At 70.0% G+C, this 21,551-nt stretch carries 22 protein-coding genes; 3 read left to right on the forward strand and 19 right to left on the reverse strand.

Annotated features, from left to right (window positions below; translation table 11 throughout):
• Positions 1–10 precede the first annotated feature (10 nt).
• The 3 genes from ASD93_RS07390 to ASD93_RS07400 all read right to left on the reverse strand — a co-directional run bounded on the left by ASD93_RS07390 (position 11) and on the right by ASD93_RS07400 (position 3,837).
• A complete protein-coding gene (locus tag ASD93_RS07390) occupies positions 11–1,117 on the reverse strand; it encodes a branched-chain amino acid aminotransferase (protein ID WP_056120826.1) in 1,107 nt (368 codons plus the stop codon).
• Positions 1,118–1,181: 64 nt separating this feature from the next.
• Positions 1,182–2,249 carry a 3-isopropylmalate dehydrogenase gene (locus ASD93_RS07395; protein WP_056120828.1) on the reverse strand — a complete coding sequence of 356 codons (1,068 nt, stop codon included), beginning with the start codon at positions 2,247–2,249 and terminating at the stop codon, positions 1,182–1,184.
• A gap of 43 nt (positions 2,250–2,292) precedes the next feature.
• Entirely contained in the window at positions 2,293–3,837 is a 1,545-nt protein-coding gene (locus ASD93_RS07400) for an MFS transporter (RefSeq protein ID WP_056120830.1), read from the reverse strand.
• A 76-nt stretch (positions 3,838–3,913) separates the two neighbouring features.
• Between ASD93_RS07400 and ASD93_RS07405 the strand changes: the two genes are divergently transcribed.
• Entirely contained in the window at positions 3,914–4,459 is a 546-nt protein-coding gene (locus ASD93_RS07405; protein ID WP_056120832.1) for a TetR/AcrR family transcriptional regulator, read from the forward strand.
• A 7-nt stretch (positions 4,460–4,466) separates the two neighbouring features.
• Here ASD93_RS07405 and serA read toward each other — a convergent pair whose 3' ends face one another.
• The 9 genes from serA to ASD93_RS07450 all read right to left on the reverse strand — a co-directional run bounded on the left by serA (position 4,467) and on the right by ASD93_RS07450 (position 14,739).
• A complete protein-coding gene (gene serA, locus ASD93_RS07410) occupies positions 4,467–6,071 on the reverse strand; it encodes a phosphoglycerate dehydrogenase (protein ID WP_056120834.1) in 1,605 nt (534 codons plus the stop codon).
• A 131-nt stretch (positions 6,072–6,202) separates the two neighbouring features.
• Positions 6,203–6,568 (reverse strand): hypothetical protein, encoded by a 366-nt coding sequence (locus tag ASD93_RS07415; RefSeq protein WP_056120836.1) that lies wholly within the window; start codon positions 6,566–6,568, stop codon positions 6,203–6,205.
• Positions 6,565–7,143: a hypothetical protein gene (locus ASD93_RS07420; protein WP_056120838.1), complete on the reverse strand. Its 579-nt coding sequence runs from the start codon at positions 7,141–7,143 to the stop codon at positions 6,565–6,567. Before ASD93_RS07420 ends, ASD93_RS07415 begins: the two co-directional genes overlap by 4 nt.
• A gap of 192 nt (positions 7,144–7,335) precedes the next feature.
• Positions 7,336–8,361 (reverse strand): ketol-acid reductoisomerase, encoded by a 1,026-nt coding sequence (ilvC, locus tag ASD93_RS07425; RefSeq protein ID WP_056120839.1) that lies wholly within the window; start codon positions 8,359–8,361, stop codon positions 7,336–7,338.
• Between the two features lie 61 nt (positions 8,362–8,422).
• A complete protein-coding gene (gene ilvN, locus ASD93_RS07430; RefSeq protein ID WP_056120841.1) occupies positions 8,423–8,932 on the reverse strand; it encodes an acetolactate synthase small subunit in 510 nt (169 codons plus the stop codon).
• A 4-nt stretch (positions 8,933–8,936) separates the two neighbouring features.
• Positions 8,937–10,745, reverse strand: coding sequence for an acetolactate synthase large subunit (locus tag ASD93_RS07435; RefSeq protein WP_056120843.1), 1,809 nt, complete (start codon positions 10,743–10,745; stop codon positions 8,937–8,939).
• Between the two features lie 44 nt (positions 10,746–10,789).
• Complete coding sequence (gene ilvD / locus ASD93_RS07440) at positions 10,790–12,496, reverse strand: dihydroxy-acid dehydratase (protein WP_056120845.1); 1,707 nt, start codon at positions 12,494–12,496, stop codon at positions 10,790–10,792.
• 9 nt (positions 12,497–12,505) lie between these two features.
• On the reverse strand, positions 12,506–13,300 hold the full coding sequence (otsB, locus tag ASD93_RS07445; RefSeq protein WP_056120847.1) for a trehalose-phosphatase: 795 nt from the start codon (positions 13,298–13,300) through the stop codon (positions 12,506–12,508).
• The gene (locus tag ASD93_RS07450; RefSeq protein WP_056120848.1) at positions 13,297–14,739 is read right to left on the reverse strand and encodes an alpha,alpha-trehalose-phosphate synthase (UDP-forming); all 1,443 of its coding nucleotides are present in this window, start codon (positions 14,737–14,739) and stop codon (positions 13,297–13,299) included. Before ASD93_RS07450 ends, otsB begins: the two co-directional genes overlap by 4 nt.
• A gap of 138 nt (positions 14,740–14,877) precedes the next feature.
• Here ASD93_RS07450 and ASD93_RS07455 point away from each other — a divergent pair, with 138 nt between their 5' ends.
• Positions 14,878–15,141, forward strand: a complete 264-nt coding sequence (locus ASD93_RS07455; protein ID WP_056120852.1) for a hypothetical protein — start codon at positions 14,878–14,880, stop codon at positions 15,139–15,141.
• Here the strand turns inward: ASD93_RS07455 and ASD93_RS07460 are convergent.
• From ASD93_RS07460 to ASD93_RS07475, 4 genes are all read right to left on the reverse strand, one after another.
• A complete protein-coding gene (locus ASD93_RS07460) occupies positions 15,138–15,578 on the reverse strand; it encodes a GNAT family N-acetyltransferase (protein ID WP_056120855.1) in 441 nt (146 codons plus the stop codon). The two genes, ASD93_RS07455 and ASD93_RS07460, sit on opposite strands and share 4 nt — an antisense overlap.
• Positions 15,579–15,654: 76 nt before the next feature.
• On the reverse strand, positions 15,655–16,839 hold the full coding sequence (locus tag ASD93_RS07465) for an acetyl-CoA C-acetyltransferase (RefSeq protein WP_056120857.1): 1,185 nt from the start codon (positions 16,837–16,839) through the stop codon (positions 15,655–15,657).
• On the reverse strand, positions 16,836–17,489 hold the full coding sequence (locus ASD93_RS07470) for a CoA transferase subunit B (protein WP_200950627.1): 654 nt from the start codon (positions 17,487–17,489) through the stop codon (positions 16,836–16,838). Before ASD93_RS07470 ends, ASD93_RS07465 begins: the two co-directional genes overlap by 4 nt.
• A gap of 1 nt (position 17,490) precedes the next feature.
• Positions 17,491–18,264 (reverse strand): CoA transferase subunit A, encoded by a 774-nt coding sequence (locus ASD93_RS07475; protein WP_056120859.1) that lies wholly within the window; start codon positions 18,262–18,264, stop codon positions 17,491–17,493.
• A 103-nt stretch (positions 18,265–18,367) separates the two neighbouring features.
• Between ASD93_RS07475 and ASD93_RS07480 the strand changes: the two genes are divergently transcribed.
• Positions 18,368–19,162, forward strand: a complete 795-nt coding sequence (locus tag ASD93_RS07480; protein ID WP_056120861.1) for an IclR family transcriptional regulator — start codon at positions 18,368–18,370, stop codon at positions 19,160–19,162.
• A gap of 70 nt (positions 19,163–19,232) precedes the next feature.
• Here ASD93_RS07480 and ASD93_RS07485 read toward each other — a convergent pair whose 3' ends face one another.
• The 3 genes from ASD93_RS07485 to ASD93_RS07495 all read right to left on the reverse strand — a co-directional run bounded on the left by ASD93_RS07485 (position 19,233) and on the right by ASD93_RS07495 (position 21,489).
• On the reverse strand, positions 19,233–20,162 hold the full coding sequence (locus ASD93_RS07485; RefSeq protein WP_082569225.1) for an alpha/beta fold hydrolase: 930 nt from the start codon (positions 20,160–20,162) through the stop codon (positions 19,233–19,235).
• 16 nt (positions 20,163–20,178) lie between these two features.
• Positions 20,179–20,934, reverse strand: a complete 756-nt coding sequence (locus ASD93_RS07490) for a 3-hydroxybutyrate dehydrogenase (RefSeq protein WP_056120863.1) — start codon at positions 20,932–20,934, stop codon at positions 20,179–20,181.
• Between the two features lie 120 nt (positions 20,935–21,054).
• Positions 21,055–21,489 carry an HNH endonuclease signature motif containing protein gene (locus tag ASD93_RS07495; RefSeq protein WP_056120865.1) on the reverse strand — a complete coding sequence of 145 codons (435 nt, stop codon included), beginning with the start codon at positions 21,487–21,489 and terminating at the stop codon, positions 21,055–21,057.
• Positions 21,490–21,551 lie beyond the last annotated feature (62 nt).

Here is a 21,551-nt window from a genome sequence, read left to right on the forward strand (position 1 = left end):
GGCGCGGGAGTCAGCCGTCGAGGCGCAGGAGCCAGCCGTGCTTGTCCTCGCGGCGTCCGTATTGGATGTCGGTGAGCTCCTCGCGCAGCGACAGCGCGAGCTCGCCGGTGGGCTGCTCGTCCACGAAGTCGGTGCCCTTGAGCAGGCCGATCGGGGTGACGACGGCGGCGGTGCCGCACGCGAACACCTCGACGATGTCGCCGGATGCCACGCCCTGCCGCCACTCGTCGAACGAGACCGCGCGGCCCTCGATCTTGTGGCCGCGGTCGCGCGCGAGCTGCAGGATCGAGTCGCGCGTGATGCCCTCGAGGATGGACTCGGACTGGGGCGTGACGATGGTGCCGTCCTTGTAGACGAACACGATGTTCATGCCGCCGAGCTCTTCGACATTGCGATCCTGATCGAGGAAGACCACCTGGTCGCACTCGTTCTCGTACGCCTCGGACTGCGGCAGAAGGCTCGCGGCGTAGTTACCCCCGGTCTTCGCCGCGCCCGTCCCGCCCTTGCCGGCTCGGGCGTAGTCCTCGCTGAGCCAGATCGACACCGGCCGCACGCCGCCCTTGAAGTAGGCACCGGCCGGCGAGGCGATGACGTAGTACCCCACCTTGTGCGCGGGGCGCACGCCCAGGAACGCCTCCTTGGCGAACATGAAGGGACGCAGGTAGAGGCTCTGATCGGCACCCGAGGGCACCCACTCGGCGTCGACCGCGATCAGCTCGCGCAGCGACTGGATGAAGTACGACACCGGCAGCTCCGGCAGTGCCAGCCGCCGCGCGGAGCGCTGCAGCCGACGGCCGTTCTGGTCGGGCCGGAACGTGTGGATCGAGCCGTCCGCGTGACGATAGGCCTTGATGCCCTCGAAGATCTCCTGACCGTAGTGGAGCACCGCGGCGGCCGGATCGAGCGTGAGCGGACCGTAGGGCTGGACGCGGGGGCGGTGCCACCCGCCGCCGACCGACCAGCAGATGTCGACCATGTGGTCGGTGAAGCTGGTGCCGAAGCCGGGGTTGGCGAGGATCTCGGCGCGCTGCTCGGCGGACTTCGCCTGCAGGTTGCGACTGACGGCGAACTCGAGGGGGGCGAGTCCGGTGTCGGGATCGGTGTCGATGAGCGTCATGACGGGCCTGTGCTTTCGTGAGGAGCGCTGTGCTCCTGGGGTGGCGGCGCTTGCCGGTTCCAGGTTACGCCCGGAGCCGGTCGGCGATGGCGTCGCCGATCTGCGCCGTGCTGCGGGATGCCGCACCCCGGTCCGCGATGTCGGCCTCGACCGCGCGGGTGACGGCGAGGGACTCGCCGCGCAGCCCGAGATGGTCGAGCAGCAGGGCGGTGGAGAGGATCGCGGCCGTGGGGTCGGCCTTCTGCTGGCCTGCGATGTCGGGCGCCGATCCGTGCACGGGCTCGAACATCGAGGGGAACGCGCCGTCGGGGTTGATGTTGCCCGATGCGGCGAGGCCGATGCCACCGGTGACGGCGCCGGCCAGGTCGGTCAGGATGTCGCCGAAGAGGTTGTCGGTGACGATCACGTCGAATCGGCCCGGGCTCGTGACCAGGAAGATGGTTGCCGCGTCGACGTGGAGGTAGTCTACGGCCACGTCGGGGTGCTCCGTGGCCACCGCGTCGACGATCCGCTTCCAGATGCCGCCCGCGTGCACGAGCACGTTGGTCTTGTGCACGAGGGTCACCTTCTTGCCGCGGCGCTCGGCGAGATCGAAGGCGTAGCGCACGACGCGCTCGACGCCGAAGGCGGTGTTGACGGAGGTCTCGTTCGCGACCTCGTGCGGCGTTCCGCGCCGGATCGACCCCCCGTTGCCGACGTACGGGCCCTCCGTGCCCTCGCGCACGACGACGAAGTCGATGTCGCCCGGCTCGGCCAGCGGTCCCGGCACTCCGGGGTAGAGCTTCGAGGGACGCAGGTTGACGTAGTGATCCAACTCGAACCGCAGCTTGAGGAGCAGGCCCCGCTCGATGTTCGCGTCCTTCAGACGCGGGTCGCCGGGCACTCCCCCGACGGCGCCGAGCAGGATCGCGTCGTGCGCGGCGATCGCCTGGAGGTCGGCATCCGTCAGCGTGTCGCCCGTCTCGAGGAACCGCCCGGCTCCGAGCGAGAAGCGGGTCTTCTCGAAGCGGATGCCGCTTCCCGCCGTCGCCGCGTCGAGCACCTTCTCGGCCTCGGCGATGACCTCGGGTCCGATCCCGTCGCCGGGAATGACGGCCAGCTTCACGACACCTGAGTCCTGCACGCGCGACATCCTTCCAGCGTAGTGGGGCGGCCAGGTCCCACTCGGCACGGGGTCAGCGGGGACCCTGCGGCGCGGAGCGTCCCAGGGTCATGGCCGCGATGACGGCCGCGATCACGATGAGCCCGGCGCCGATGAGCGCCGTGACGCCGACGCCCGAGTCGAACGCGTGGGCCGCGGCATCCCGCAGCTGCTCGGCGAGTGCCGGATCGAGAGCGTCCGAGGCCGCGACGGCGCCCGCCAGGGTCTCCCGCGCGGCGTCCGCGGCGTCGGCGGGAATCCCGGCAGGGAGCACGAGGCTCGCCCGGTACAGCGCGGTCAGCAGGCCGCCGAGCACCGCGGTCCCCAGCACGGCGCCGAGCTCGTACGCGGTCTCGGATACGGCGCTGGCGGCACCGGCCTTCGCCGGCGGCGCGCTCGAGAGGATGAGCTCGTTCGACACCGTCTCGGCGATGCCGATGCCGATGCCCAGGGCGCTGAACGCCACCGCGAGCAGCCACACCTGGCCGTTGCCCGCGGTCAGCGCGATCATGACGTACGCGAGCACGGACATCGCGAGCCCGGACGGCACGATCACGCGCGGCGAGAACCGCTTGGCCAGCGGGACGACGAGGAGCCCCGCGACGATCATCGCGAGCAGACCCGGAACGAGCGCGAGTCCCGCCTGCAGGGGCGAAAGCCCGACGACGAGCTGCAGGTGCTGCGCCACGAAGTACAGGAACCCGACGAGCGCGACGACACTCAGCAGGTTCACGAGGATCGCGCCGCTGAACGAGCCGCGGCGGAAGAGCGCCATATCGAGCATGGGCGTCTCGAGCCGCAGCTGGCGGCGGACGAACAGCACGGCGAAGACCAGTCCCACGGCGAACAGCGGCGCCGCCAGACTCGACAGTCCGTGCACCGCGAGTTCCTTCACCGCGTAGACGATCGGGACGAGGGCGGCGAGTGACAGTCCGATGCTCACGGGGTCGATGCGGCCGGGGTGCGGGTCGCGGCTCTCGGGCACGAGGAGCGGCACGAGGACGAGCAGAGGAAGCAGCACCGGCACCGCGAGGAGGAACACCGATCCCCACGCGAAGTGCTCGAGGAGCACGCCGCCGACGATCGGGCCGAGCGCGGCTCCGGCTGAGAAGCCCGCCGCCCAGATCGCGATCGCGAGGCGGCGCTGGTCACGGTTCCTGAAGACGCTGCGCAACAGCGAGAGCGTCGACGGCATCAGCATCGCGCCGAAGACGCCCATCCCCGCGCGGGCGACGATGAGCAGAGCGGCGGTGGGCGCGAACGCCGCCAGAGCGGAGACGATTCCGAATCCGGTCGCGCCGATCAGCAGCATCCGCCGCCGCCCGAACCGGTCGCCGAGCACGCCCATCGTCACCAGCAGGCTGGCGAGCACGAGCGGATAGGCGTCGACGATCCACAGCTGCTGCGCGCTCGTCGGCGCGAGATCGAGCGCGATCGACGGAAGCGCGAAGCTCAGCACGGTGTTGTCGACCGAGACGAGGAGCACGGGCAGCATGAGCACGATCAGCGCCGCCCAGCCGCGCCAGCCGACGCGCTCGCCGACCTCGGGGCGGATCGCGGGCATCGTCTGGGTGGTCATGGTCTTCCTCGGTTTCTTTACCGTCCAGCCGGTATAGTAACAGGATGCCGCCTCCCGTGTCGATACGATCGACCGCATGAGTCGCCCTCCGCTCGCCCGAGAGAAGGTGCTCGACGCGTTCGAGGCGATCCTCAACGACGAGGGCGAGCGTGCGGCGACGATGGACGCCACCGCCCGGGCCGCTGGCGTGTCGAAGGGCGGCCTGCTCTACCACTTCGGCTCGAAGGAAGCGCTCGAGGCCGGGCTCCTGGAGCGATTGACGGGGCTCGTCGCCGAGGACGTCGCCGCGATGACCGCCGCGCCGGAAGGGCCGATCGCCTACTTCCTGAACACGTCGGTGAACTCCAACGACCCGATCGACCGCGCGATCCTCGCCACCTCACGTCTCGCGCAGGGAGGCAACACCGCCGCCGGCGAGGCACTGCGCGACATCCGCGATCAGTGGGCCGACGCGCTGCGCACCCACACGAAGGATGCGACGGCGCTCGACCTCGTCATGCTCGTGAGCGACGGCCTGTACTTCAACAACGCCCTGTCGGGCGGCTCGATCCCCGGACCGGTCCCCCGCGGCGCCGCACTCGCAGCGCTGGTCGATCTCGTGGAGCGCTCGACGCGCCCCTGACCGCGGCTCAGGACTCGGTGATCTCGATCTGGCGGAACAGGTCGGCCTGGATGTCCGAGCGCACCTCGTCGAGGAGCTCGTCGGCGACCGGCGAGTCGACGGTGAGCACCGACAGCGCCTGACCGCCGGCCTCGCGCCGCGCGATCTGCATTCCCGCGATGTTGATGCCGGCATCGCCGAACTTCTGGCCGTAGACCGCCACGATGCCGGGACGATCGGTGTAGACCATGACGACGTGGTGCTTCTCGATCGGCAGCTCGATGGCGTAGTCGTTGATGCCGACCAGCTTCTCGATCTGCTTCGTGCCCGTGAGGGTTCCCGAGACCGACAGCTGCGAGCCGTCGGACAGCGCACCGCGCAGCGTGATGAGGTTGCGGTACTCGGGGCTGTCGTCGTCGACGAGGAGTCGCACCTCGACACCGCGCTGCTCGGCGAGCAGCGGCGCGTTCACGTACGACACGGTCTCGCTGACGATGTTCGTGAAGACGCCCTTGAGCGCGGCGAGCTTGAGCACGCTCACGTCGTAGGAGTTGAGCTCGCCGTGCACCTCGACGTCGAGCGACGTGAGCGGCGAGTGCGCGAGTGCGGCGAAGATCTGGCCGAGCTTCTCGACCAGCGGGATTCCCGGACGCACGTACGGGTCGATGACGCCGCCGGCGACGTTGACGGCGTCGGGGACGAGCTCGCCGCCGAGCGCGAGGCGCACGGAGCGGGCGACGGAGACGCCGGCCTTCTCCTGGGCCTCCTCGGTCGAGGCGCCGAGGTGCGGCGTGACGACGACGTTGGGGAGGTCGAGCAGCGCGTGAGCCGTGCCGCCCTCGGCAGGGGGCTCGCTGGTGAAGACGTCGAGCCCGGCGCCGGCGATCTCGCCCGCGGTGAGCGCGGCGTGGAGGGCCACCTCGTCGATGAGGCCGCCGCGTGCGACGTTCACCACGAACGCGGTGGGCTTCATGATCTTGAACTGCTCGGCGCCGATCATGCCGGTCGTCTCGGGCGTCTTGGGCATGTGGATGGTGACGAAGTCGCTCTGCTCGAGCAGCTCGTCGAGGCTGAGCAGCTGCACGCCGAGCTGCTGGGCCCGGGCGCTGGTGACGTACGGGTCGTAGGCCACGACGCGCATGTCGAAGCCCTGCAGGCGCGCGGCGATGAGCGCGCCGATGCGGCCGAGGCCGATGATGCCGACCGTCTTCTCGAAGAGCTCGGTGCCCGTGTACGAGCTGCGCTTCCACTGGCCCTGCGCGAGCGAGGCATGCGCGGCGGGGATGCGGCGCGCGAGGCTGAGAATGTGCCCGACCGTCAGCTCGGCCGCCGAGATGATGTTGGACGTCGGCGCGTTGACGACCATGACGCCCGCCGTCGTCGCGGTCTTGATGTCGACGTTGTCGAGTCCGACGCCCGCGCGCGCGACCACCTTCAGGAGCGGTGCGGCCTGGATCGCCTCCGCGTCGATCTTCGTCGCCGAGCGGATCAGCACGGCATGCGCCTCGGCGATCGCCGAGAGCAAGGCCGGGCGATCGGTGCCGTCGACGCTGCGCACGTCGAAGTCGGGACCGAGGGCATCGATCGTGGCGGGAGAGAGTTCTTCGGCGATCAGCACGACAGGCTTCGTCACGGGATTATCCTTCGGGGGCGGTGCGCGAAGGCGCGGTGCAGAGCGGATGCCACGCCGCACGCCATAGGGGGCGAGGCCGCTCTCAGCCTACCCGGGCAGACCGGCGGTCCTTGACCGTGTGACGCTGCTCGTCAGCCGAGGAGCGATGCGCCGTACACGGCGGCGTACGCGACCACGTTGAGCCAGAAGACTGCCACGACGCACAGCCCGGCGAAGAGCGCGAGTGCGAACTGCCACCACACCCGACGCCACCCGATCGCGAACGCGACGGCGAACGCGATGAGCGGGAACACGACGGCCAGCAGCAGCACGAACCACCCGTAGCCGTTGAGGCCGAGAGGCCCGGTCGCCTGCGCGATGAGGAACGCCAGCGCGTTCCACAGGGCGTACGCGTAGAACAGGCCGAAGAGCACCGAGATCGTCACGACGATCCACGTCGGCGTGGCCCGTCGCTGCACGGGGCCGGATGCCGCGGCATCCGTGATCGCGTCGCTCATTGTCCGATCGCCCCCACCATGATGAAGGGCCACGGCACGAGGAGCACGACTCCCCCGACGAGCCAGACAAAGCGCACCCACCGGCGCCCGCCGCGCGTGAGCAGGAGCACCGTGGCGAACCACACGAGCGGTGCCAGCACGGCGAGCCACAGGCTGACCTGATAGGCGAGAGGGGCGACGAGGAACTCGGCGGTGCCCTGCAGCCGCAGGCCGCCGATGAGCCAGCCGAGGGCGTAGAGCACCGAGAATCCGCCGAGCACGCCGAGCGAGATCAGCTCGGCATTGCCCATCCCCGGGGCGTCGTCATCGGAGCCGCGGGAATCGCCGGCGTCGCCCGAATCCCCGGCGTCGTCGTGGGAGTCGCCCGAATCGGCGTCGCTGTCCGGCACGTCGGTGTCTGCAACGGGCTCGCTGCCCTTGCCGACCGCTGTGTAACCGTCGGGAAGCACGATTGCGGCGGGTGCGGCGGGCTCCGAGGGCGTCTGCGCGACCGTGTCCTCGGCGCGTGATCCGACGTCGAGCGTCGGATCGTCATCGCCCCAGCTCAGGGCCTCGTCATCGCGTCCGGTCGGCACTCCCTCAGCGTAGCGGGGGAAACAGAAGCGACCCGCAGCGGACGGCCCTGGTCGAGGGTGGTCCGCTGCGGGCCTGTGGAGCCGTTCCGGTGGGTACGACTGGCTCAGCGAGAGGTCAGCGCGCGGCGCTGCCCTGGTTTCGATACGCGGCTGCGCCGCTACTCAACCTGAACTACCTCGCGCACCGCCGCGTCAGCGCGCGGCGCTGCCCTCGGTGTAGTCGGCGTCCTGCTGCTTCCACGCGAACAGGCCGCGGAGGTCGCGGCCGACCTCCTCGATCGGGTGGGCAGCGGCCTTCTCGCGCAGCTCGAGGAACTCCACCGCGCCGTTGTCCTGGTCGCCGATGAAGCGCTCCGCGAACGCCCCCGACTGGATGTCGGCGAGAACGGCCTGCATGTTCTCCTTCACGTGCGGGTCGATGACGCGCGGGCCCGAAACGTAGTCGCCGTACTCGGCGGTGTCGGAGACGGACCAGCGCTGCTTGGCGATGCCGCCCTCCCACATGAGGTCGACGATCAGCTTGAGCTCGTGCAGCACCTCGAAGTAGGCGATCTGCGGCTGGTAGCCCGCCTCGGTGAGCGTCTCGAACCCGTACTGGACGAGCTGCGACACGCCGCCGCACAGGACAGCCTGCTCACCGAAGAGATCGGTCTCGGTCTCCTCGGTGAAGGTCGTCTTGATGACGCCGGCGCGCGTGCCGCCGATCGCCTTCGCGTACGACTTCGCGAGATCCCACGCGGTGCCCGAGGCATCCTGCTCGACCGCGATGATGTCGGGGATGCCGCGACCGGCGACGTACTCGCGACGCACGGTGTGACCGGGCGCCTTCGGGGCGATGAGGATGACGTCGACGCCCTCGGGCGCCTGGATGTAGCCGAAGCGGATGTTGAAGCCGTGCGCGAACGCGAGCGTCTTGCCCGGCGCGAGGTGCGGCTTGATCTCGTTGTTGTAGATGCCGCGCTGGTGCTGGTCCGGCGCGAGGATCATGATCACGTCGGCCCATGCGGCGGCGTCGGCGACGGTCTTCACCTCGAAGCCCTCGTCCTGGGCCTTCTGCGTGGACTTCGAGCCCTCCTTGAGGGCGATGACGACCTCGACGCCCGAGTCGCGCAGGTTCTGCGCGTGCGCGTGGCCCTGCGAGCCGTAGCCGACGATCGCGACCTTCTTGCCCTGGATGAGCGACAGGTCGGCGTCGTCGTCGTAGAAGAGTTCAGCCATGGTGTGTGTTTCTCCTTGATGGGTGGTGGCCCGCCCTGAGCGAGCGAAGCGAGTCGAAGGGTCAGCCGCGCAGGACGCGTTCGGTGATGCTCTTGCCGCCGCGTCCGATCGCGAGCAGGCCCGACTGTGAGAGCTCCTTGATCCCGAAGGGCTCGATGGCACGCAGGAAGGCCTCGACCTTGCCCTTGTCGCCGGTGACCTCGACGACGAGGGCGTCGGTGGCATAGTCCACGACGGACGCGCGGAAGAGGTTCACGACCTCGAGCACGTTCGATCGGGTCTGGTTGTCGGCGCGCACCTTGACGAGCATGTGCTCGCGCTGCACGGATGCCGCGGGGTCGAGCTCGACGATCTTGATGACGTTGACCAGCTTGTTGAGCTGCTTGGTCACCTGCTCGAGCGGGAGCTCGTCGACGTCGACGACGACGGTGATGCGCGAAAGTCCGGGAATCTCGGTCACGCCCACCGCGAGCGATTCGATGTTGAAGCCGCGGCGCGCGAACAGGCCGGCGACGCGGGTCAGCAGGCCCGGCTTGTCCTCGACGAGGAGGCTCAGCACGTGAGTGGTCATGAGCTCAGTCCTCCTGCTCGAACGCAGGCGCGTGGTCGCGCGCGTACTGGACGTAGCTGTTGCTCACGCCCTGCGGCACCATCGGCCACACCATCGCATCGGCGCTCACCACGAAGTCGATGACCACCGGCCGGTCGTTGGTCTCGAGCGCCGTCTGGATCGCGGCATCCACGTCCTCCTCCTTCTCCACGCGGATCGCGAGGCAGCCGTACGCCTCCGCGAGCTTCACGAAGTCGGGGATGCGCACGGTGCCGTGACCCGTGTTGAGGCTGGTGTGCGAGTAGCGGCCGTCGTAGAAGAGCGTCTGCCACTGGCGCACCATGCCCAGGGAGGAGTTGTTGATGATCGCGACCTTGATCGGGATGTTGTTGATCGCGCAGGTGGCGAGCTCCTGATTTGTCATCTGGAAGCATCCGTCACCGTCGATCGCCCACACGTGGCGATCGGGCTCGGCGACCTTCGCGCCCATCGCGGCGGGGACCGAGTAACCCATCGTGCCGGCCCCGCCGGAGTTGAGCCACGCGTTCGGACGCTCGTACTTGATGAACTGCGCCGCCCACATCTGGTGCTGTCCGACGCCGGCGGCGTAGATGCCCTCGGGTCCGGTCAGCGCGCCGATGCGCTGGATCACGTACTGGGGCGACATGAGGCCGTCGCTGGGCTGGGTGTAGCCGAGCGGGAACTCGTCGCGCAGACCGTCGAGGAACGACCACCACTCGGCGATGTCGGGCTTCGCCTCCGCCGCCGCCGCCGTCTGACGGAAGGCGACGTCGAGATCGACGAGGACCTCCTTGAGGTCGCCCACGATCGGCACGTCCGCGGTGCGGATCTTCGAGATCTCGGCGGGATCGATGTCGACGTGCACGACCTTCGCGTGGGGGGCGAACAGCGCGGCCTTGCCGGTGACGCGGTCGTCGAACCGCGCACCGAGGGAGACGAGCAGGTCGGCCTCCTGCAGCGCGAGCACGGCGGGAACGGTGCCGTGCATGCCGGGCATGCCCAGGTGCTGCTGATGCGAGTCGGGGAACGCGCCGCGCGCCATCAGAGTGGTCACGACGGGAGCGCCGGTCGACTCGGCGAGGGTGAGGAGCTCCTCCGATGCCTTCGCACGGATGACGCCGCCGCCGACGTAGAGCACCGGCTTCTTCGCCTCGGCGATCAGCTGTGCCGCCGCCTGGATCTGCTTGCCGTGCGCCTTGGTCACCGGACGGTAGCCCGGCAGGTCGATCTTCGGCGGCCACACGAAGGGCGCCTCGGCCTGCTGCGCGTCCTTGGTGATGTCGACCAGTACCGGGCCGGGACGACCGGTGCCAGCGATCTCGAACGCGGCGGCGATCGCTCCGGGGATGTCGGAAGGGTCCTTCACGAGGAAGGAGTGCTTCGTGATCGGCATCGTGATGCCCACGATGTCGGCCTCCTGGAAGGCATCCGTCCCCATCAGGTTCGAGAAGACCTGGCCGGTGATGCAGACGATCGGCACGGAGTCCATGTACGCGTCGGCGATCGCCGTCACGAGGTTGGTCGCGCCGGGGCCGGACGTCGCGATGGCGACGCCCACCTTGTTGGATGCGGCGGCGTAGCCTTCGGCCGCGTGACCGGCGCCCTGCTCGTGCCGCACGAGGATGTGGCGCAGCTCGCTCGAGTCCATGAGCGGGTCGTAGACGGGGAGGATGGCGCCGCCCGGCAGCCCGAAGACGTCGGTGACGCCGAGCAGCTCGAGCGAGCGGACGACCGCCTGCGCGCCCGTGAGCACGGGCGCGGTGGCGGTGCGAGCGGGGGGCCGTGGCAGGGCCGCAGCTGTTTCGGCAGGCATGGTGATGATCCTCGATCGGTCGGAGGGGATGTCGGAAGCCAGGCTCAACCGGTGGTCGCGCCCTCCGCAGCGGAGCGCACGAGTCGGGAGTACTTGGCCAGGACGCCACGGGTATAGCGCGGGGGAAGCGGCTCCCAGCCAGAGCGGCGGGAGTCGAGCTCTGCATCATCGACGAGTAGGTCGAGCGTGCGAGCCGCGATATCGACCCGTATCAGATCACCATCGCGCACGAAGGCGATCGGACCAGCGTCCACCGCTTCGGGTGCTATGTGGCCGATGCACAGGCCGGTTGTGCCGCCTGAGAATCTGCCGTCCGTCAAGAGTAGTACATCTTTTCCGAGCCCCGCGCCCTTGATGGCGGCGGTGATCGCGAGCATCTCGCGCATGCCCGGTCCGCCCTTGGGACCTTCGTAGCGGATCACGACGACGTCGCCCGCGGCGATCTCGCCGGCCTCGAGCGCGTCCATCGCCGAGCGCTCGCGCTCGAAGACGCGGGCAGGACCCTCGAACACGTCGGCGTCGAATCCGGCCGACTTGACCACCGCGCCCTCGGGGGCGATCGAGCCGTGCAGGATCGTGATGCCGCCCTTCGCGTGGATGGGGTCGTCGAAGGAGTGGATCACGGTGCCGTCGACCGGATCGGGGTTCAGGTCGGCGAGGTTCTCGGCCAGCGTCTTGCCGGTCACGGTGAGGGCGTCGCCGTGCAGGAGGCCTTCGTCGAGCATCGCCTTCATGATCACCGGGATGCCGCCGTGGCGATCGACGTCGTTCATGACGTACTTCCCGAACGGCTTCATGTCGGCCACGTGCGGCACCTTGTCGCCGATGCGGTTGAAGTCGTGCAGGCTCAGCTCCACATCGGCCTCGCGCGCGATCGCCAGGAGGTGCAGCACGACGTTGGTCGAGCCGCCGAGCGCCATCGCCAGCGCGATCGCGTTCTCGAACGCCTCCTTCGTGAGGATGTCGCGCGTCGTGATCCCCTGGCGCAGCAGGTTGACGACGGCCTCGCCCGAGCGGTGGGCGAAGTAGTCGCGGCGACGGTCCGCCGACGGCGGGGCGGCCGAGCCCGGCAGGCTGAGGCCGAGGGCCTCGGCGACGGACGCCATCGTGTTCGCGGTGTACATGCCGCCGCACGCACCCTCGCCCGGGGCGATCGCGCACTCGATGCGCTTCAGGTCGGCCTCGCTCATCTTGCCGGCCAGGCACGCGCCGACCGCCTCGAAGGAGTCGATGATCGTGACGTCCTTCTCGGTGCCGTCCGAGAGCTTGACCCAGCCGGGCGCGATCGAGCCGGCGTAGAGGAAGACGCTCGAGAGATCGAGGCGGGCGGATGCCATCAGCATGCCCGGGATCGACTTGTCGCAGCCGGCGAGGAGCACCGAGCCGTCGAGGCGCTCGGCCATGATGACGGTCTCGACGGAGTCGGCGATGACCTCGCGCGAGACGAGCGAGAAGTGCATGCCCTCGTGGCCCATCGAGATGCCGTCCGAGACCGAGATGGTGCCGAACTGCAGCGGGTAGCCGCCGCCGGCGTGCACGCCCTCCTTCGCACCCTGCGCGAGCCGGTCCAGGCTCAGGTTGCACGGCGTGATCTCGTTCCAGCTCGACGCGATGCCGATCTGCGGCTTGTCCCAGTCCTCGTCGCCCATGCCGACGGCACGGAGCATGCCGCGCGATGTCGTGGCCTCGATGCCGTCGGTCACGACCCTGCTGCGCGGCTTGATGTCGATGGAGTTGTCAGGCTGGGGCATGGGGGAAGTCTATTCCCGAGCGGCCGACCGCTCGGCCGCGATGACGGCGAGCAGCTCGGCCATCGCGGGGATGTCGGGCACGCTGATCGTCGCAGCGGTCGGCTTGCTCCCCACGTGCACCCCCAGGTCGCCCTCTCCCAGGCTCGCGAGCGCGTCCTCATCGGTCACATCGTCGCCGGCGAAGACCACGGCGGAGGCGGCGGTCCGCTCCCGCAGTTCCGCGATCGCCGAGTCCTTGCCCTCGTGGCGGAACGCGTACTCGATGATGTTGTGCCCGGTGCGGCGGCGCCACTGCGGCGCCTCGGCCGCGACGAGCGCGTCGACCAGCCGGTTCGCCTCGGCGGCGCCGGCCGCCGTCGATCGGCGGGTGTGCACGCCGAAGCCGAAGCGCTTGGGCTCGATCCACACGCCGTCGATCTGCGCTGTCGCCTGCTCGGCGTGTGCCCGCAGCTCATCGCGCAGTGCGGCGTCGGCCGGGTCCTCGTCGTGGGTCACCGCGCCCTCGCCCGGGATCCAGAACTCGGCGCCGTGAGATCCCGCCAGCAGCAGCGGCGAGTCGTCGCCGTGCTCGGCGATGACGCGGAGATCGGACAGGCTGCGACCCGACACCAGAGCGACCAGCGTGTCGGGTGCCGCGAGGAGCGCGTCGACGGCATTGCGTGCGGCAGGCAGCATCCGCGCGTCCATGGGCTCGTCCTCGAGCGGCGACAGGGTGCCGTCGAAGTCGAGCGCCACGAGCAGGCGGTCGGATGCCGCCACCCGCGCGATCGCCGTGCGGACTTCCTCCGGGGATGGCGTGGTCACGCGCTGGCCCTCCTCGCATCGCTGCGGCGCTTCGCCGCCTTGGCGTCGTCGAGCGCCGACAGGAACGAGCGGGACCATCGCGCGACATCGTGCTCCATGACGCGCTTTCGCAGCGCCCGCATGCGGCGCCCCTGCTCGGCCGGCGGCATCTCGATCGCGCGCATGATCGCGTCCTTCATCCCGTCGATGTCGTGGGGGTTGATGCGCACCGCGCTCGGCAGCTCGTCGGCGGCGCCCGCGAACTCGCTGAGCACCAGCACCCCGCGGTTGTCGACGCGTGCGGCCACGTACTCCTTCGCGACCAGGTTCATGCCGTCGCGGAGCGCCGTCACCAGCATGACGTCCGCCGCCAGGAAGAGCGCCACCATCTCCTCGCGGGGATACGCCTGATGCAGGTATCGGATCGCCGTGTGCCCCATCGTGTCGCGGTCGCCGTTGATCCGGCCGACCGTGAGCTCGATCTCGTCGCGCAGCTGCATATACGCCTGGACGCGCTCGCGGCTCGGGCTGGCGACCTGCACGAGTGTGACGTCCTCGACATTGGCCCGGCCGTCGGCCAGCAGCTCGCCGAACGCCTTCAGCCGGTGGCGGATGCCCTTCGTGTAGTCGAGTCGGTCGACGCCGAGCAGGATCTTCCGAGGGTTGCCCAGCTCCCTCCTGATCTCGGCCGCGCGCGCCTGGATGTCGGGGCGCTGTGCCAGCTCGACATAGGACGCGGCGTCGATCGAGATCGGGAACGCCTTGGCGAGAGCGGTGCGCGTGGTGCCGTCGGGGTTCGGGACGCTGATTCCCGTCGACCTCGTGTCGAAGCGGAGCACCCGGCGCACCGCGCGAGCGAAGTTTCCGGCATCCGCCACCCGTTGGAAGCCGATCACGTCGGCCCCGAGCAGGCCATCGAGCACCTGACGGCGCCACGGAAGCTGCGAGTAGAGCCCGTATGCCGGGAAGGGAATGTGGTGGAAGTAGCCGATGGTGAGATCGGGACGCATCTCGCGCAGCATCCGGGGCACGAGCTGCAGCTGGTAGTCCTGCACCCAGACCTCGGCGCCGTCGGCGGCGACGGCTGCCGCGGCCTCGGCGAAACGCCGATTGACCCGGACGTACGCGTCCCACCACACGCGCCGGTACCGCGGCTCGGCGATCACGTCGTGGTACAGCGGCCAGAACGTGTCGTTGGACATGCCCTCGTAATACTTCTCGACGTCGTCGGAGCTGAGGCGCACCGGAACCAGGTGCGTGCCCTCGAACTCGAAGGGGTCGACGTCGACGTCGGCCTGGCCGGGCCACCCGACCCACGCGCCGTCGGCACGGCGCATCACGGGCTCGAGCGCCGTCACGAGACCTCCGGGCGACCGGCGCCATGACGGCTCACCGGAGTCGTCGACCACGCGGTCCACGGGAAGACGGTTCGCAACGACGACGAGCTGCGCCTGGGTCACTCGGGCTCCTGACGGGTGGCGGGGGGACGAGGCATCCTCAGGCTATCGCGGGACGCGAGCGCATTCCTTCCGCTTGACGCGAGCGGTCTCGGCTGTCAAGGGCAGACGGTGACGGATGCCGCGCGCTAGCGTGGGCGCATGCGAAAGTACCTCTTCGGCACCGGCCTGCTGACCGCGATCACCGGAGGGCTCACCCTGCTGCGCGGGATGCGCGAGGACGCGCCCTTCACCTGGCGAAGCGCTCTCGGGTGGATCAGCTGGGCCCTCTCGGTGGCCCTCGTCGTCGGTGCGATCGTCGACATCCGCCGTGCGTCGACCGGCCACACCATCGATCCCGACTCCCCTGTCCACGGCCAGGAGAAGAAGCTCATGAAGGAGCGGGCCCGGCGGCAGCGCGTCTAGAGCTCGATCTCGTAGTGCACGAAGCCGGTCGAGGTGGCGACCCGGTCGTACAGTGATCGCGCGACGACGTTGTCGTCCTTCGTGAGCCAGTACACCTTCTCCGCACCGAACAGGACCGCCCATCCGCGGACGTGCTCGATGAGCGCCGTCCCCGCTCCCGCACCGCGCGCCTCAGGATCGACATAGAGGTCTTCGAGGTAGCAGTACACCGCGGTGGTCCACGTGCCGGGGTGGGTGAGCCAGTGGACCAGCCCGATCGGCCGGCCGTCGGCATCCCGCGCCAGCACCCCGTGGAGGTGCTCGTCGGCGAGGATCCGCCGGAACGTCGACTCGGTGACCTCGGCGGGAACCTCGGACTCGTAGAACGTGAGGTACGCCTGCCACAGGGCGTCCCAGGCCGGTCGGTCGTCCGCCGTGATCGGGGTGATGGTCGTCATCCCGCGACCGTATCCCGCCGCGCGCACCGGTGGCAGACGCCGCGCGCACCGGTGCGCGAGAAGCGGATGCCGCCGCTCAGCGGGTGAGGATCAGCGCGTCGCCCTGCCCGCCGCCGCCGCACAGCGCGACCGCGGCCGTGCCGCCGCCGCGGCGGACGAGTTCGTGCACGGCGTGCACCACCAGGCGGTTGCCGGAGGCGCCGATCGGGTGGCCGATCGCTATGCCGCCGCCGTGCGGGTTGACGATCTCGTCGGAGAGACCGAGCTCGGCCTGCGAGCGGGCGACGACGGCGCCGAACGCCTCGTTGATCTCGACCAGGTCCAGGTCGGAGACGGCGATCCCCTGCTTGGCCACGGCCTTCTCGATCGCACGGGCGGGCTGCGCGTGCAGCGAGTTGTCGGGGCCGGCGACCTGTCCCGACGCGCCGACGACCGCGAGGACCGGCCAGCCGTTCTCGTCGGCGTGAGAGCGACGCGTGAGCACGACGGCCGAGGCGCCGTCGGAGATCTGCGACGAGTTGCCGGCGGTGATCGAGCCGCCCTGGGCGAACGCGGGCCGCAGACCGGCGAGAGTGTCGACCGTGGTCTCGGGCCGTACGCCCTCGTCTTTCGTGACGACGACGGGGTCGCCCTTGCGCTGGGGGATCTCGACGGGCACGATCTCGGCGTCGAAGCGGCCGTCGGCCTGCGCCTGCGCGGCGCGCTGGTGCGAGCGCGCCGCGACCGCGTCCTGCGCTTCGCGCGTGACCTCGAAGCGATCGTTGTGGCGCTCGGTCGAGGCGCCCATGCTCTCGCGGTCGTAGGCGTCGGTCAGGCCGTCGACGGCCATGTGGTCGAGGACCTCGATCGAGCCGTACGTCCAGCCGTCGCGCGAGCCCATGAGCAGGTGCGGCGCGCGGGTCATCGACTCCATGCCCGCAGCGACCACCACCGACGCATCGCCCACGGCGAGCATGCGCGCCCCGTCGATGATCGCCGTGAGACCGGACAGGCAGACCTTGTTGACGGAGCCGGCGTGCACGTCCCAGCCGATGCCCGCGCCCACCGCCGCCTGACGTGCGGGGTTCTGGCCCGCGCCCGCGGGAAGCACCTGCCCGACGAGCACCGCATCGACGGCCTCGGCGGGGATGCCGCCCTGTGCGAGGGCACCGCGGATCGCGGCGCTGCCCAGCTGCACGGCGGTGAGCGGTGCGAGCTGGCCCTTGAGCCGCCCCTGCGGGGTGCGGGCGGCGGCGACGATGACGACGTCGTCGTGGTTCATGATTCCTCCTGAAGAGCGGGGGCGACGGCGAGCGGGGGCTCGGTCGCGGCGATGACCTGTTCGACCGTGACACCGGGGGCGACCTCGACGAGCACGAGCCCGTCGGCGGTGATGTCGATGACGGCGAGGTCGGTGATGATGCGGTCGACCACTCCCCTTCCGGTGAGCGGCAGGCTGCAGTGGTGGACGATCTTGGGCGAGCCGTCCTTGGCGACGTGCTCCATCAGCACGATCACCCGGGCGGCGCCGTGCACGAGGTCCATCGCGCCGCCGGGACCCTTGACCATCTTTCCCGGGATCATCCAGTTCGCGAGGTCTCCTGCGGCCGACACCTGCATCGCGCCGAGGATGGCCGCGTCGATCTTGCCGCCGCGGATCATCCCGAAGCTCGTCGCCGAGTCGAAGAACGCGGCGCCCGGAAGCGTGGTCACCGTCTCCTTGCCGGCGTTGATGAGGTCGGGATCCACGTGCTCGTCGGCCGGGTACGGGCCGACTCCGAGGATGCCGTTCTCGGACTGCAGCACGACCGTGACGTCATCGGGAACGAAGTTGGGGACCAGGGTCGGCAGGCCGATGCCGAGGTTGACGTACGCGCCGTCGGCGAGCTCTCGGGCGGCGCGGGCCGCCATCTCGTTGCGGGTGAGCGCCATCTCAGTGGCCTGCCTCTCGGACGGTGCGGCGTTCGATGCGCTTCTCGATGCCGGATCCGACCTCGACGACGCGGTGCACGTAGATGCCGGGAAGGTGGATGCAATCCGGGTCGAGCTCGCCCGGCTCGACGAGCTCTTCGACCTGGGCGATGCAGACGCGCCCGGCCATCGCCGCGAGCGGGTTGAAGTTGCGCGCCGACTTGTTGAAGATCAGGTTGCCGTGGCGGTCGCCCTTGAGCGCGTGGACGAGCGCGAAGTCGGTGACGATGGCCTCCTCGAGCACGTACTCGCGCGACGCTCCCGAGACGTCGAAGGTGCGGATGTCCTTGACGGGCGATGCCACCGCGATCCCGCCCGCGCCGTCGTAGCGGCGCGGCAGGCCTCCCTCCGCCACCTGGGTGCCGACGCCGGTCTGCGTGTAGAACGCGGCGACGCCCGACCCGCCGGCGCGCAGCTTCTCGGCGAGCGTGCCCTGCGGCGTGAGCTCCAGTTCGAGTTCGCCGGAGAGGAACTGGCGCTCGAACTCCTTGTTCTCGCCGACGTATGACGACGTCATCTTGCGGATGCGCTTCGCGTTCAGCAGGACGCCGAGGCCCCAGTCGTCCACCCCGCAGTTGTTGCTCACGATGCTCAGATCGCCGGTTCCCTGCGCGAGCAGCGCCTCGATGAGGGCGATGGGATTGCCCGAGAGCCCGAAGCCGCCGACGGCGAGCGAGGCCCCGTCGGGGATGTCGGCGACGGCCTCCGCGGCCGACCCCCACGTCTTGTCGATCACGCGGTACTCCTTCGCTGGCGGATGCCTCCATCCTGCGCCTGTTCGCTCGAGGACGCGCCGTAACGTTTGCCATGTGGAGGAGTGCGCGCGTAGTGTCCACATCGTGGACGGACCGACCTCGAACCGACGGAGTGTGCCGGGTGCGCAGTCCGTAGCGCGCGCCGCACGCCTGCTGCGCCTCGTGACTTCGGCGGGCGATGACGGGATGCCGGTGGCCGAGCTCGCGCGGCGGGCCGAGCTCACGCGGCCGACCGCCCATCGTCTTCTGACGGCGCTCCGCCACGAGGGGCTCGTCGACCAGGACGAGCGCTCGGGTCTCTGGATGCCGGGACCTGAGCTCTACCTCATGGGGTCGGTGGCGGCATCCCGCTACGACATCACGGGCATCGCCCGCGACATCGTGCGGTCTCTGGCCGTGCGCACCGAGGAGAGCGCGTTCCTGTCGGTGCGGCGTGGGGACGAGACGGTGTGCCTCCTTCGTGAGGAGGGGAGCTTCCCGATCCGGTCGTTCGTGCTGTCAGAGGGCGTGCGCTTCCCGCTCGGGGTCGCGTCGGCGGGGCTCGCCATCCTGTCCTTCCTCCCGCCTCACGATGTGGACGCGTACTTCGAGCGGCATCCGGGCCTCGCGGGCGAGTGGGGCGCGCCTCACGGCGAGGGCCGCCTGCGGGCGCGGCTTCGCGACACCCAGGAACGCGGGTACGCGGTCAACCCGGGGCTGATCGTCGAGGGGTCGTACGGACTGGGTGCCGCGGTGTTCAGCCGCGAGGGTCATCCGCAGTGGGCGCTCAGTCTCACCGGCGTGGAGTTCCGCTTCGGGCCGGACCGGCTGCCCGAGCTCGGTCGCACCCTGCTCGCTCACGCCCACCAGCTCACGACCCGCATCGCCGCGACGCGCTGAGCAGGTAGGCCGTCCCCGAGTCGCCAAGACACGCCGCTCGCTCGCGGCGACATCGGCGTGTCTTGGCGACTCAGGCGGTTCGCGACACCGCGAGTTCCTCGTGGATCACGCCGGCGACGGCATCCGCTCCCGCCGGCGACATGACGATCGTGTAGTGGTTGACGCCTTCGACTCGTTCGTGCGACACCGTCGGGTTGGCCGCGAGCACGCGCGCGAGGTGGGCGGGCGCGTAGAGGCCGGGCTCCTCGTTCTGGAGGCCGCGTGGCACCGTGAGCATGCGCGTCGGATGCCGCAAACCGGCGAGGGCGTCGGGCAGTGCAGTCCCCGTCGTGAGGTCGACGGTGTCGTCCGCCGTCGTCCGGTAGCTCGTCGCCGGGCGGTAGCCGCCATCGTCGTCGGCGACGAGGTCGTACGACAGGTACGCCTCGAGCTCGGGCGTCCAGTCCTCGCGGAATGCCGGGTGCGCCCGCCAGAAGTCGAGGTACTCCCCCGGGCCGGAGAATCGCATCGACAGGCGGGCGGCGGTCGGACCGAGGATGCCTGCGACGAGCGCGTCGGTGTCGATGCCCGCGGGCACGTCCAGGGGCAGTCCGCCGTCGATGAGCACGAGGCGCGACACGCGTTCCGGGTGCAGGTGCGCGAACACGACGGCGACGAATCCGCCCATCGAGTGACCGACGACGACCGTGCGCTCGATTCCGAGCGCGTCGAGCACCGCCGCGATGTCGTCGGCGTGGGCGCGCATGCCGGCGGGTCCCGCGACCCCGTTGCTCGCGCCGCGCCCCCGCAGATCGGGGGCGATCGCGCGGACTCCGGGCAGGCGGTCGACGACGAAGGGCCACGCGAGGTGGGATGCCGTCACCCCGTGGATCAGGAGGACGTCAGCGGCGGCGGCGACCGGCGGATCAGGATCCCACACGCCGACGCGGAGGTCGCCGCCGAGGACCGGCACGTCGATCGTGCGGTAGCGGTGGGGCATCACGGCGTCCGTCGGGCTCATCGCGCGGTCCGGCTGGTCATCGGGCCGTCCACCCGCCGTCCATCGTGTAGGACGCACCTGTGACCATGCCGGCCTTGTCGGACACAAGCCATCCGGCGAGCGATGCGACCTCGTCGGGCTCGACGAGGCGCTTCACGACGGTCTCGGTGAGCATGATCTTCTCCACCACGTCGCTTTCGGGGATGCCGTGCACCCTGGCCTGGTGGACGATCTGCTTCTCGACCAACGGCGTGCGCACATATGCGGGGTTGATGCAGTTGCTCGTCACACCGTGGGAACCGCCCTCCAGCGCCGTGACCTTCGACAGTCCCTCGAGCCCGTGCTTGGCGGCGACGTAGGCCGATTTGAAGGCGCTCGCGCGAAGTCCGTGGGCGCTCGAGATGTTGACGATGCGACCCCACCCGCGTTCGTACATGCGCGGGAGCGCAGCGCGCACGAGCAGGAACGGCGACTCGAGCATCAGCCGCAGCATGAGACGAAACGCATCGGGATCGAACTCCGTGAGGGGACTCACGCGCTGGATGCCGGCGTTGTTGACGAGGATGTCGACGTCGAGCCGCAGGTCGTCGAGCGCGGCGGTGTCGGACAGGTCGACGACCCAGGCCTCACCGCCGACCTCCTCAGCGGCGGCGGTCGCGGCATCCGCATTCAGATCCGCGATGGTCACGTGCGCGCCGCGCTTGGCGAACTCCTGCACGCACGCGAGCCCGATGCCGCTGGCACCGCCCGTGACGAGTGCGCGCCGGCCGGCCAGATCGATGTCGGACGTCACTGGAGCTCCTCTGCTCTCATTCGGTCACGCGGCAAGCCGCGGCGACCCCTGGTGAACGCATGCTCAGTGTCGCACCCTCCGTCGGTTCGGAGCCGCACGGCAGGTCCGGCACTCGCTCGTTCAGCCGTCGCCGGCTGCGAGTCGCGTGGTGAGGCGTTGTCGTAGGCGCAGGGGTGATGAGGTGACGGGTCGCCAGCGCATGGTCGCGTCCCACCAGTACGGGCCGCGGACTTCAGGGATGCCGTTTCTCATCCGGATCGTCCAGCCGCCGGTGTCGAGGGTGCGATGGTGGTGCCAGCACAGCAGCACGCCGTTGTCGATATGGGTCGGTCCGCCACGCGAGTGCTCTTGGACGTGGTGGATCTCGCACCAAGCGGCCGGCACGTGACAGCCGGGGATGAGGCATCCACCGTCTCGGAGGGTGATCGCCTTGCGCTGGTAGGGGCCGAAGACCCGGTCCACCGTGTGGATCGCCCGGATCCGTCCCGCCGAGTCGCTGGTGACCCGCTGGATCGTGCCGCTGCACGCGACGTGGCGTGCGACGGCGAGCGACACTGGCTCTTCGGTCCCGTCGAGGTGGGCAAACCCTGCTCCTGACCGCGGTCAGGAGCAGGGTT

It is taken from the genome of Microbacterium sp. Root180 (genome assembly GCF_001428485.1).
GTDB lineage: Bacteria > Actinomycetota > Actinomycetes > Actinomycetales > Microbacteriaceae > Microbacterium.

What these genes read in the sequence shown, in the direction of transcription:
- ASD93_RS07390 (WP_056120826.1), bottom strand. Translation starts at nt 1,117, where the DNA reads ATGACGCTCATCGACACCGATCCCGACACCGGACTCGCCCCCCTCGAG.
- ASD93_RS07395 (WP_056120828.1), bottom strand. Translation starts at nt 2,249, where the DNA reads ATGTCGCGCGTGCAGGACTCAGGTGTCGTGAAGCTGGCCGTCATTCCC.
- ASD93_RS07400 (WP_056120830.1), bottom strand. Translation starts at nt 3,837, where the DNA reads ATGACCACCCAGACGATGCCCGCGATCCGCCCCGAGGTCGGCGAGCGC.
- ASD93_RS07405 (WP_056120832.1), top strand. Translation starts at nt 3,914, where the DNA reads ATGAGTCGCCCTCCGCTCGCCCGAGAGAAGGTGCTCGACGCGTTCGAG.
- ASD93_RS07415 (WP_056120836.1), bottom strand. Translation starts at nt 6,568, where the DNA reads ATGAGCGACGCGATCACGGATGCCGCGGCATCCGGCCCCGTGCAGCGA.
- ilvC (WP_056120839.1), bottom strand. Translation starts at nt 8,361, where the DNA reads ATGGCTGAACTCTTCTACGACGACGACGCCGACCTGTCGCTCATCCAG.
- ilvN (WP_056120841.1), bottom strand. Translation starts at nt 8,932, where the DNA reads ATGACCACTCACGTGCTGAGCCTCCTCGTCGAGGACAAGCCGGGCCTG.
- ASD93_RS07435 (WP_056120843.1), bottom strand. Translation starts at nt 10,745, where the DNA reads ATGCCTGCCGAAACAGCTGCGGCCCTGCCACGGCCCCCCGCTCGCACC.
- ilvD (WP_056120845.1), bottom strand. Translation starts at nt 12,496, where the DNA reads ATGCCCCAGCCTGACAACTCCATCGACATCAAGCCGCGCAGCAGGGTC.
- ASD93_RS07455 (WP_056120852.1), top strand. Translation starts at nt 14,878, where the DNA reads ATGCGAAAGTACCTCTTCGGCACCGGCCTGCTGACCGCGATCACCGGA.
- ASD93_RS07460 (WP_056120855.1), bottom strand. Translation starts at nt 15,578, where the DNA reads ATGACGACCATCACCCCGATCACGGCGGACGACCGACCGGCCTGGGAC.
- ASD93_RS07465 (WP_056120857.1), bottom strand. Translation starts at nt 16,839, where the DNA reads ATGAACCACGACGACGTCGTCATCGTCGCCGCCGCCCGCACCCCGCAG.
- ASD93_RS07470 (WP_200950627.1), bottom strand. Translation starts at nt 17,489, where the DNA reads ATGGCGCTCACCCGCAACGAGATGGCGGCCCGCGCCGCCCGAGAGCTC.
- ASD93_RS07485 (WP_082569225.1), bottom strand. Translation starts at nt 20,162, where the DNA reads ATGAGCCCGACGGACGCCGTGATGCCCCACCGCTACCGCACGATCGAC.